This is a genomic window from Pseudomonas sp. NPDC087358, from assembly GCF_044900785.1.
GTDB lineage: Bacteria > Pseudomonadota > Gammaproteobacteria > Pseudomonadales > Pseudomonadaceae > Aquipseudomonas.
Genome location: NZ_JBJDOA010000005.1, coordinates 356721 through 365312, shown reverse-complemented (window position 1 = coordinate 365312; position 8592 = coordinate 356721). Strand labels below are relative to the sequence as shown.

9 protein-coding genes are annotated in these 8592 nt (G+C 61.8%); 8 read left to right on the top strand and 1 reads right to left on the bottom strand.

The genetic code is table 11. The annotated features are described in order from the left end of the window. The 8 genes from ACI2KS_RS14605 to ACI2KS_RS14570 all read left to right on the top strand — a co-directional run. The coding region (locus ACI2KS_RS14605; protein ID WP_404621328.1) for a hypothetical protein at positions 1-202 on the top strand (202 nt) is incomplete at its 5' end. Positions 203-333: 131 nt separating this feature from the next. Then, entirely contained in the window at positions 334-1200 is an 867-nt protein-coding gene (gene purU, locus ACI2KS_RS14600; protein ID WP_404621326.1) for a formyltetrahydrofolate deformylase, read from the top strand. Further along, positions 1197-2102, top strand: coding sequence for a bifunctional methylenetetrahydrofolate dehydrogenase/methenyltetrahydrofolate cyclohydrolase FolD (gene folD, locus ACI2KS_RS14595; RefSeq protein ID WP_404621324.1), 906 nt, complete (start codon positions 1197-1199; stop codon positions 2100-2102). Before purU ends, folD begins: the two co-directional genes overlap by 4 nt. Continuing rightward, the gene (locus ACI2KS_RS14590) at positions 2084-3325 is read left to right on the top strand and encodes an FAD-dependent oxidoreductase (protein ID WP_404621322.1); all 1242 of its coding nucleotides are present in this window, start codon (positions 2084-2086) and stop codon (positions 3323-3325) included. Before folD ends, ACI2KS_RS14590 begins: the two co-directional genes overlap by 19 nt. A 13-nt stretch (positions 3326-3338) precedes the next feature. After that, positions 3339-3644 (top strand): sarcosine oxidase subunit delta, encoded by a 306-nt coding sequence (locus tag ACI2KS_RS14585; RefSeq protein WP_404621320.1) that lies wholly within the window; start codon positions 3339-3341, stop codon positions 3642-3644. Then, on the top strand, positions 3641-6556 hold the full coding sequence (locus tag ACI2KS_RS14580) for a 2Fe-2S iron-sulfur cluster-binding protein (RefSeq protein WP_404621318.1): 2916 nt from the start codon (positions 3641-3643) through the stop codon (positions 6554-6556). The genes ACI2KS_RS14585 and ACI2KS_RS14580 overlap by 4 nt, the downstream gene beginning before the upstream one ends. Position 6557: 1 nt before the next feature. Then, on the top strand, positions 6558-7163 hold the full coding sequence (locus ACI2KS_RS14575) for a sarcosine oxidase subunit gamma (RefSeq protein ID WP_404621317.1): 606 nt from the start codon (positions 6558-6560) through the stop codon (positions 7161-7163). Positions 7164-7328: 165 nt separating this feature from the next. Further along, complete coding sequence (locus ACI2KS_RS14570) at positions 7329-8108, top strand: IclR family transcriptional regulator (protein ID WP_404621316.1); 780 nt, start codon at positions 7329-7331, stop codon at positions 8106-8108. A 309-nt stretch (positions 8109-8417) separates the two neighbouring features. Here ACI2KS_RS14570 and ACI2KS_RS14565 read toward each other — a convergent pair whose 3' ends face one another. After that, the gene (locus ACI2KS_RS14565) at positions 8418-8555 is read right to left on the bottom strand and encodes a hypothetical protein (protein WP_404621315.1); all 138 of its coding nucleotides are present in this window, start codon (positions 8553-8555) and stop codon (positions 8418-8420) included. Positions 8556-8592 lie beyond the last annotated feature (37 nt).

Genomic DNA, 8592 nt, shown 5'->3' with positions numbered 1-8592 from the left:
GCGGCGTTACCACGCGGAGCGTGGGAACGATCAGCACCAGGATTTCTGGGCCGGTCGAGTTTCGAGCGTTTTGCGCGTTTCCGATCGTTCCCACGCTTTGCGTGTGCACGATCAACAAGCGCTGCAATGCTCAGTGAATATTTCCCCTCAGTTAAAAAAGTTTCCAGAAACCTCTGGACGCATCATTTCCTTTCGCCTATAAAACAGCCTTCGCGAATATTTAATTCCTGATAGGAATTTTTATTCATCCCTGAAAAAGCTGTTTACCCCTGAATGTCTCGCGCTGATCGATAGCCCTTCGCTGAACTGCCGCCACTTTCCAGAGGACACCTCATGCAACACGAAAAGAACCATTTCATTCTCAAGATCAGCTGTCCGGCGACCTCCGGCATCGTTGCGGCGGTCACCTCCTATCTGGCGGGCAACGGCTGCTACATCGGTGAGATGGCACAGTTCGACGATGAGTTCAGCGGCACGTTTTTCATGCGTGCGGTGTTCCGCTTCAACGACGGCGACAGTGGTGATATCGCGCAGCTGAAGGCCGGTTTCGCGGAGGTGGCTACGGCGTTCGAGATGCAGTGGGAGTTGCATGACACCCGTGCACCGATGCGGGTGCTGTTGATGGTCAGCAAGTTCGACCATTGCCTGACCGACCTGTTGTACCGCCACCACAAAGGCGAGATGGACATGACCATCACCGCCATTGTCTCCAACCACCTGGACTTGCGTCCCATGGCCGAGCGCGAAGGCATTCGTTTCATTTACCTGCCGGTGACCAAGGACACCAAGGCCCAGCAGGAAGCGGCACTGATGAAGGTGGTCGATGAAACCGGCACGGACCTGGTGGTCCTCGCCCGCTACATGCAGATCCTGTCTGACGATCTGTGCAAGCAGCTGTCAGGCCGGGCGATCAATATCCACCACTCGTTCCTGCCAGGTTTCAAGGGTGCCAAGCCGTATCACCAGGCTTACGAGCGCGGCGTGAAACTGATTGGTGCCACTGCCCACTACGTCACCAGCGACCTGGACGAAGGCCCGATCATCGAGCAGCAAGTGCAGCGCGTGGATCACGTCTACCTGCCGGATGATCTGGTCGCCACCGGCCGTGACACCGAAACGGTCGCCCTGTCCAAGGCGGTGAAGTACCACCTGGAACACCGGGTTTTCCTTAACAAGGACAGAACGGTGATCTTCCGGTGAACACGTGCAAATTGATCGACGGCAAAGCCGCTGCGGCGCGGGTGCTCAAGCAGGTGCAGGCCGACGTGCTGCGGCTCAAGGCCGATGGCATCGAGCCGGCACTGGCGGTCATTCTGCTGGGCGAGGACCCGGCCAGCCAGGTGTATGTGCGCAACAAGATCCTGCGCGCCGAAGAGGCCGGGATTCGCTCGCTGGAGTACCGGCTGGGCGCCGACACCTCCCAGGGCCGGTTGCTTGAACTGATCAGCACACTGAACAACGACCGCGCCGTCAACGGCATCCTGCTGCAACTGCCGCTGCCGGCCCACATCGAAGAAACTCGCGCGTTGCAGGCCATCGCACCGGGCAAGGATGTGGACGGTTTTCACAGCGAAAACGTCGGCGGTCTCAGCCAGGGCCGCAACGTACTGACGCCCTGCACCCCCAGCGGTTGCATGCAGTTGCTCGAAGACGCCTGTGGTGATTTGAGCGGCAAGCACGCGGTGGTGATCGGGCGTTCCAACATTGTCGGCAAACCCATGGCCGCCCTGCTGCTCAAGGCCCATTGCTCGGTGACCGTGGTGCACTCGCGCAGTGTCGACGCCAAGGCGTTGTGCCGTCTGGCCGACATCGTCATCGCCGCCGTCGGCCGGCCGCGGATGATCGACGCCAGCTGGCTCAAGCCCGGCGCCGTGGTGATCGACGTCGGCATCAACCGCATTCAAGAGCACGGCCGCAGCCGTCTGGTGGGCGATGTCGACCTGGACAGCGCCCTGCCCCAGGTCTCGGCCATCACCCCGGTGCCCGGTGGCGTCGGCCCGATGACCATCGCCTTCCTGATGAAGAACACGGTCACCGCTGCCGTTCAGCAGGCCCACGCACAACGCAGCCCATCGGAGGCCACATGCCTTTCAATCTCCTGAAATACGGGCTCAGCTCGCAATACCCGGTCGAGGTCGATCTGCCTGCGCCCAAGGCACTGAAGTCTTCCTATGACGTGGTGATCATCGGCGGCGGCGGTCATGGCCTGGCGACCGCGTATTACCTGTCCAGATACCACGGCATCACCAACATCGCGGTGCTGGAAAAAGGCTACCTGGGGGGCGGCAACACGGCGCGCAACACCGCGGTCATTCGCTCCAACTACCTGACCAGCGAAGGCGTTCGTTTCTACGCAGAATCGGTGCGCATGTTCGAAGGGCTGTCCAACGAGTTCGACTTCAACATCATGTACTCGCACCGCGGTCAGCTGACCCTGGCGCACACCGATGCCACCGTGCGCTCGTTTCGTCAGCGCGCCGAGGTCAACAAGCACTTCGGCGGTCGCACCGAGATGCTCGACCGCCAGCAGATTCGTGAACTGGTGCCCAGCCTCAATCTCGATCCGGGTCATCTGCCGGTGATCGCCGGCCTCTGGCACATGGACGGCGCCACGGCGCGTCACGACGCGGTGGCCTGGGGTTACGCCAAGCAGGCGGCCAAGCGCGGCGTGGAGATTCACCAGCTCACCGAAGTGCAGGAACTGGTCATCGAAAACGGCACCATCACCGCGGTGAAAACCAATCGCGGCACGATCCAGTGCGGCTGCGCGGTGCAGGCGGTTGCAGGGATGAGTTCACAACTGATGAAAAAGGCCGGGATCCGCTCGCCGATCCAGACCTTCCCGCTGCAAGCCATGGTCACCCAGCCGTTCAAGCCGTTCCTCGACCCGCTGGTGAGTTCATCGGCCCTGCACTGCTACGTGCAACAGACCAGCCGTGGCGAAGTGGTGTTCGGTGGCGGTTCGGACCCGTACCCGCTGTTCAACACTCGCTCGACCCTTGATCTGAAAGAAAGCCTGCTCGCGCACGCCATCGAGATGTTCCCGTTCCTGGCCAACGCCAAGCTGATGCGCCAATGGGCCGGAATCACCGACATGACCCCGGACTACAGCCCGATCATGGGCCTGTCCCCGGTCAAGAATTACTACCTGGACGCCGGCTGGGGCACTTGGGGTTTCAAGGCTACGCCGATCTGTGGCAAGACCATGGCTGAGCTGGTGGCCAGCGGCGGCAAGGTGCCGGAGCTGATCAAGCCGTTCGGCCTGGAGCGTTTCTCGACCTTCCAGCAAGTCAACGAAATGGGCGCCACGGCGGCCAGCCATTAATGGAGAGCGGAATATGAAAGTCATGACCTGCCCGCTCAACGGGCCGCGCAACATCAGCGAATTCACCTACGGCGGTGAGTTCAAGCTCATGCCCGATCCGCAGACCTGCACTGACGCACAGTGGGCCGATTACGTATTCAACAGCGAGGACACCCTGGGCGTGGTGCGCGAATGGTGGATGCACAATCCGTCCAGCTACTGGTTCCTGGCCGAGCGCCACACCGGCAGCGACGAAATCCTGCGTACTTTCGACCCGAAGGAAGTGTTCAGCGCTCGCATTGATTTTACCGCCGTACCTGCCAAGGAGACCGCCCGATGAGCCGGTTACCCGCCCCCATGGGCCTGCTGATCGATCGTCAGCAGCCGCTCGACTTCAGCTTCGATGGCAAGCCGTACCAGGGCTTCGCCGGCGACAGTATCGCCAGCGCACTGCTCGCCAATGGCCGTTTCCTGCTGTCGCGCTCGTTCAAATATCACCGTCCGCGCGGCCCGCTGAGCATGGCCGGGCAAGACGCCAATACTCTGGTACAACTGCCCAGCGAACCCAACGTTCTGGCCGACAGCCAACTGCTGGAAAGCGGCCTGAAGGTCACCGCGCAGAACTTCAATGGCTCACTGGATAACGACAAGGATGCCTATCTTGGCAAGTTTTCCAGATTCATGCCGGTGGGCTTCTACTACCGCTCTTTTTACAAGCCCAAGGGTGCGTGGAAACTCTGGGAGCCGATCATTCGCAAGAAGGCCGGTCTTGGCGTGCTCGACCTTGAGTTTCAGCCTGAGTATTACGACAAGGCTTACCTGTTTGCCGACCTGGCGGTGATCGGTGCCGGTCCCGCCGGTCTGCAGGCGGCACTGACCGCCGCCAACGCCGGGGCCAAGGTGCTGCTGATCGAGCAACAGCCGATCCTCGGTGGCTCGTTGACCTACGCCCGCTTCGATATCGAAGGCCTTCGCGCCCAGACATTGCGTGGTGAACTGGTGGACGCCGTGGAAGGCCACGCCAATATTCGCGTGCTGAAAAAAGCGACCTGCAATGCCTGGTTCACCGACAACTATCTGCCGGTGATTCAAGGCAAGCGCATGTATAAGGTCCGCGCGACCCAGTGTCTGATTACCAGCGGCTCGTTCGACCAGCCGGTGATCTTTCGCAACAACGATCTGCCCGGCGTGATGCTGACCAGCGCCGCGCAACGCTTGATGAGGCTCTACGCGGTCAAGCCGGGCAAGCGCGCGGTGGTACTGACCGGTAACGACGACGGCTACCTCGCGGCCCTCGACCTGCTCGATCAGGGCGTCGAGGTGGCGGCCGTGGTCGACATGCGCGCCCATCCGGCAGACCGCGCCCTGCTGCTGGCGCTGGAAAAACGCGGCATCGCCTGCCATGCCGGCAGCACCGTGTTCGAGGCCGTGCATGACAAAGGCATGCGTCACGTCAGTGGCGCTGATATTCGCAAGATCACCGGGCAGGGCCAGGTGGCGAGCAGCGGTCTGATCGTCGATTGCGACCTGTTGTGCATGTCCGGTGGCTACATGCCGGTCTATCAGCTGCTGTGTCAGGCCGGTGGCAAACTGGCTTACGACGACCAGCTGGCCGAGTTCACCCTCAGCGGTTTGCCGAAAAACCTCACGGTCGCCGGTTCTGCCCATGGCTATCATGCGCTGGACAACGTACTCGCCGATGCCATCCATGCGGCGGCCGATATCGTCATGGCCCTGGAACTGCAGCTGCAACCGGGCGCCAAGCCGTTGGCCATGCGTGCGGAGGCTCAGGTCAACTTCCCGTGGCCGATCTTCCCGCACCCCAAGGGCAAGGATTTCGTCGACTTCGATGAAGACCTGCAGGTGGGTGACATCATCAATGCGACCAAGATCGGCTACCGCGACATACAGCTGGTCAAGCGCTACTCCACCGTCGGCATGGGCCCCTCCCAAGGCCGTCATTCGGCGTTGCCCACTGCACGCCTGGTCGCCGCGTCGACCCAGCGCAGCATCAGTGAGACGGGCGTCACCACGGCCCGTCCACCGTTTGAAGCCGAGAAACTGGCCCACGTTGCCGGCCGCGCCTTCGATCCGTACCGACAGACGCCGATGCACCGCCGCCACCTGGAGGCCGGGGCGAAGATGATGCCTGCCGGGATCTGGCAGCGTCCGGCCTATTACGGCAGGGCCAGCGAGCGCGACGCGTGCATGCAGGCCGAAGCATTGCACGTGCGCAACAAGGTGGGGATCATCGACGTCTCGACCCTGGGGGGGCTGGACGTGCGCGGCCCGGATGCCGCCGAGCTGCTCAACCGCATGTACACCTTCGCTTTCCTCAAGCAGCCCGTGGGCCGCTCACGCTATGCGCTGATGACCAACGAACACGGGGTAGTGATCGACGATGGCGTATGCGCGCGTTTCGCCGACAACCATTTTTATGTCACCGCCACCACCAGCGGCGTCGATCGCATCTATCAGCAGATGCTCAAGTGGAACGCACAGTGGCGACTGGACGTCGACATTGCCAACGTCACCGCTGCCATCTCGGCCGTCAACGTGGCCGGGCCGCATGCACGCAAGGTGCTGGAGCAGGTCTGTCAGGATCTGGATCTGTCGGCCGAAGGTTTTCCCTATCTTGCGGTACGCCAAGGCACCGTTGCCGGCATCAAGGCACGCTTGCTGAGGGTCGGTTTCGTCGGGGAACTGGGCTATGAGATTCACGTCCCGGCACGCCATGCCCTGAAACTGTGGGATGCGCTGATGGAGGCCGGCAAGGCGTTCGACATTCGCCCGTTCGGCGTGGAAACCCAGCGCCTGCTGCGTCTGGAAAAAGGCCACGTGATCATCAGCCAGGACACCGATGGCATGACCCATCCGGGGGAGATCGACATGGGTTGGGCGGTCAGCCGGAGCAAGCCGTTCTTCGTCGGTCGGCGCTCGGTGGACATCCTTCAGGCCCAGCCGCAGAAGCGCAAGCTGGTCGGTTTCACCCTGCCCAAGGCCAGCCCGCAACCGCTGGAGGGGCATCTGGTACTGAGCGACTCGGGCAGCCGCCCGGACATCAGCGGCAATGTCACCTCCTGCGAGTATTCGCAATCGCTGGGCCAGATCATTGGCCTGGCCTACGCCGCGTTCGATCAAAGCACACCGGGGCAGCAGATTCCGATTCGCGTGGAGGACGGGGTGATCGTCCAGGCCACGGTGGTCAAACTGCCTTTCTTCGACCCTGAAAACCAGCGTCAGGAGCTCTGACATGTCCAGCCTCAATGCAGAAAACCACATCGGCCGCGCCCCGCTTGCACACGGCGGCCTGCAACAATGCACGCTGGCCGATCTGACCGAAGTGCCGCGGGTCGGTTTCCGCGGCCAGCAAAGCGCCGACTATTTGCAGGCGCGCGGCTTTGACTTGCCGCAAGCGGCCAACCGTGCGCTGACGCAAGCGGACGCCTGCCACGTGGCGCGCTTGTCGCAAACCGAATACCTGCTGCTTGGCAGCCTGCGCGACGGCGGTGAACGCATCGCCGACGAGGAGGCGCGCTGGGAACTGGACCATAGCGCCCACTACCTGCTGCCGCGCCAGGACAGTCATGCCTGGCTGCAACTGAGCGGGGTGTGCATTGCCCAGGTCATGGCCAAGCTCTGCGGTGTCGACCTGCGCCCTCAATCCTTCGCGCCGGGCGCTGTAGCGCAGACCTCGGCAGCGCGGATCAACGTGATCGTGATCAACCTGGGGTCGCAAGGCTTGCCAACCTTCCAGATCCTCTTCGATCGGGCGTCGCTGGAATACTTCAAGGACGCACTGCTCGACGCCATGGCCGAGTTCGATGGGCAGGTGGTGGAAATCCAGGCATTGGATTGATGGAGCCATCCTGCGCGATTGCTGTGGGAGCCGGCTTGCTGGCGAAAGCGCTGGGTCAGTCAACATCAGGGTTGCCCAAGCACCCCATTGGCCAGCAACCCGGCTCCCACAATTTCGCAGCAGGATTGAGATCGCGTCTTCACCTCGGCGGATAGAGAACCCATCATGAACCTGCCCGAAACCCCGGAACAGAACACCGACTACAGCGTCCCTGCCCTGGCCCGCGGACTGAGCGTGCTGGGCATGTTCAACGCCCGCACGCGCAGCCTGAGCATTCAGGACATCGCCGAGCGGCTGGGGGTCAGCACCTCAGCGGTGTACCGCATTCTGTTCACCCTGACCGACATGGGTTACCTAAACAAACACAACACCCAGTACGAACTCGGCGCGCGGGTGATCAGTGACGGTTTCAGCTATCTGGCCAGTCGCGACATCGTCGAGGTGGCGATGCCACACCTGAACCAGTTGCGTGACCGCACCTCACTGTCCTGCCACCTGAGCATTCGCGAACAGACCGACAGCCTGTATCTGTATCGGGCGTTCGCCGCGCAGCGCCTGTCGGTGAACATACCGGTGGGCACGCGCATCGCCTGCCACTGCACGGCCATGGGCCGGATGCTGCTGACTGCGCTTGGCGATACCGAGCTGGGAGCGCTGTACCAGCACATGCGCCTGGACGACTATCCGACCCCGGCGCCGCGCACCCTGCCGCAGTTACAGGCATTGATCGAGGGCGACCGGCAACAGGGCTGGGTGCTGCATCGTTCGGATTACTCGACGGCGATTGCCACCTCGGTGATGGACCAGAACGGCCAGGTTAGCGCCGCGATCAACCTCTCGGGACCGGACGCAGTCATGGACCCTGAAGGGACCAAGGAAAGGCTTGTGGATCTGTTGCTCGAATGCAGCGCTGACATCAGCCGGGAGCTGGGGTATCGCAGTTGAGCAGGTGAGCGATTTCCTGTGGCAACGTCTGGTCTCGGCCACCGGAAACCGATTGCAGGAGTGAGCTTGCTCGCGGTTGCTTCAGGTCAATCAACGAAGCATGAAGGTTAGAGCGGATCGCGAGCAAGCTCACTCCTACACGATCCCGGCTAGCGCCCGAACAGTGCCTGAATCTGCGGATAGGTCAGCTGGCTCTGGGTCACCGGAACCGATTGCAGGAGTGAGCTTGCTCGCGATTGCTTCAGGTCAATCAACGAAGCATGAAGGTTAGAGCGGATCGCGAGCAAGCTCACTCCTACACAATCCCGGCTAGCGCCCGAACAGCGCCTGAATCTGCGGATAGGTCAGCTGGCTCTGGGTCACCGGCTCCGATTGCAGGAATGAGCTTGCTCGCGATTGCTTCAGGTCAATCAACGAACCGTCAAGGTTAAAGCGGATCGCGAGCAAGCTCACTCCTACAAGCTCACTCCTACAAAATCCCGGC

What these genes read in the sequence shown, in the direction of transcription:
- ACI2KS_RS14575 (WP_404621317.1), top strand. Translation starts at nt 6,558, where the DNA reads ATGTCCAGCCTCAATGCAGAAAACCACATCGGCCGCGCCCCGCTTGCA.
- ACI2KS_RS14580 (WP_404621318.1), top strand. Translation starts at nt 3,641, where the DNA reads ATGAGCCGGTTACCCGCCCCCATGGGCCTGCTGATCGATCGTCAGCAG.
- ACI2KS_RS14590 (WP_404621322.1), top strand. Translation starts at nt 2,084, where the DNA reads ATGCCTTTCAATCTCCTGAAATACGGGCTCAGCTCGCAATACCCGGTC.
- ACI2KS_RS14585 (WP_404621320.1), top strand. Translation starts at nt 3,339, where the DNA reads ATGAAAGTCATGACCTGCCCGCTCAACGGGCCGCGCAACATCAGCGAA.
- ACI2KS_RS14570 (WP_404621316.1), top strand. Translation starts at nt 7,329, where the DNA reads ATGAACCTGCCCGAAACCCCGGAACAGAACACCGACTACAGCGTCCCT.
- purU (WP_404621326.1), top strand. Translation starts at nt 334, where the DNA reads ATGCAACACGAAAAGAACCATTTCATTCTCAAGATCAGCTGTCCGGCG.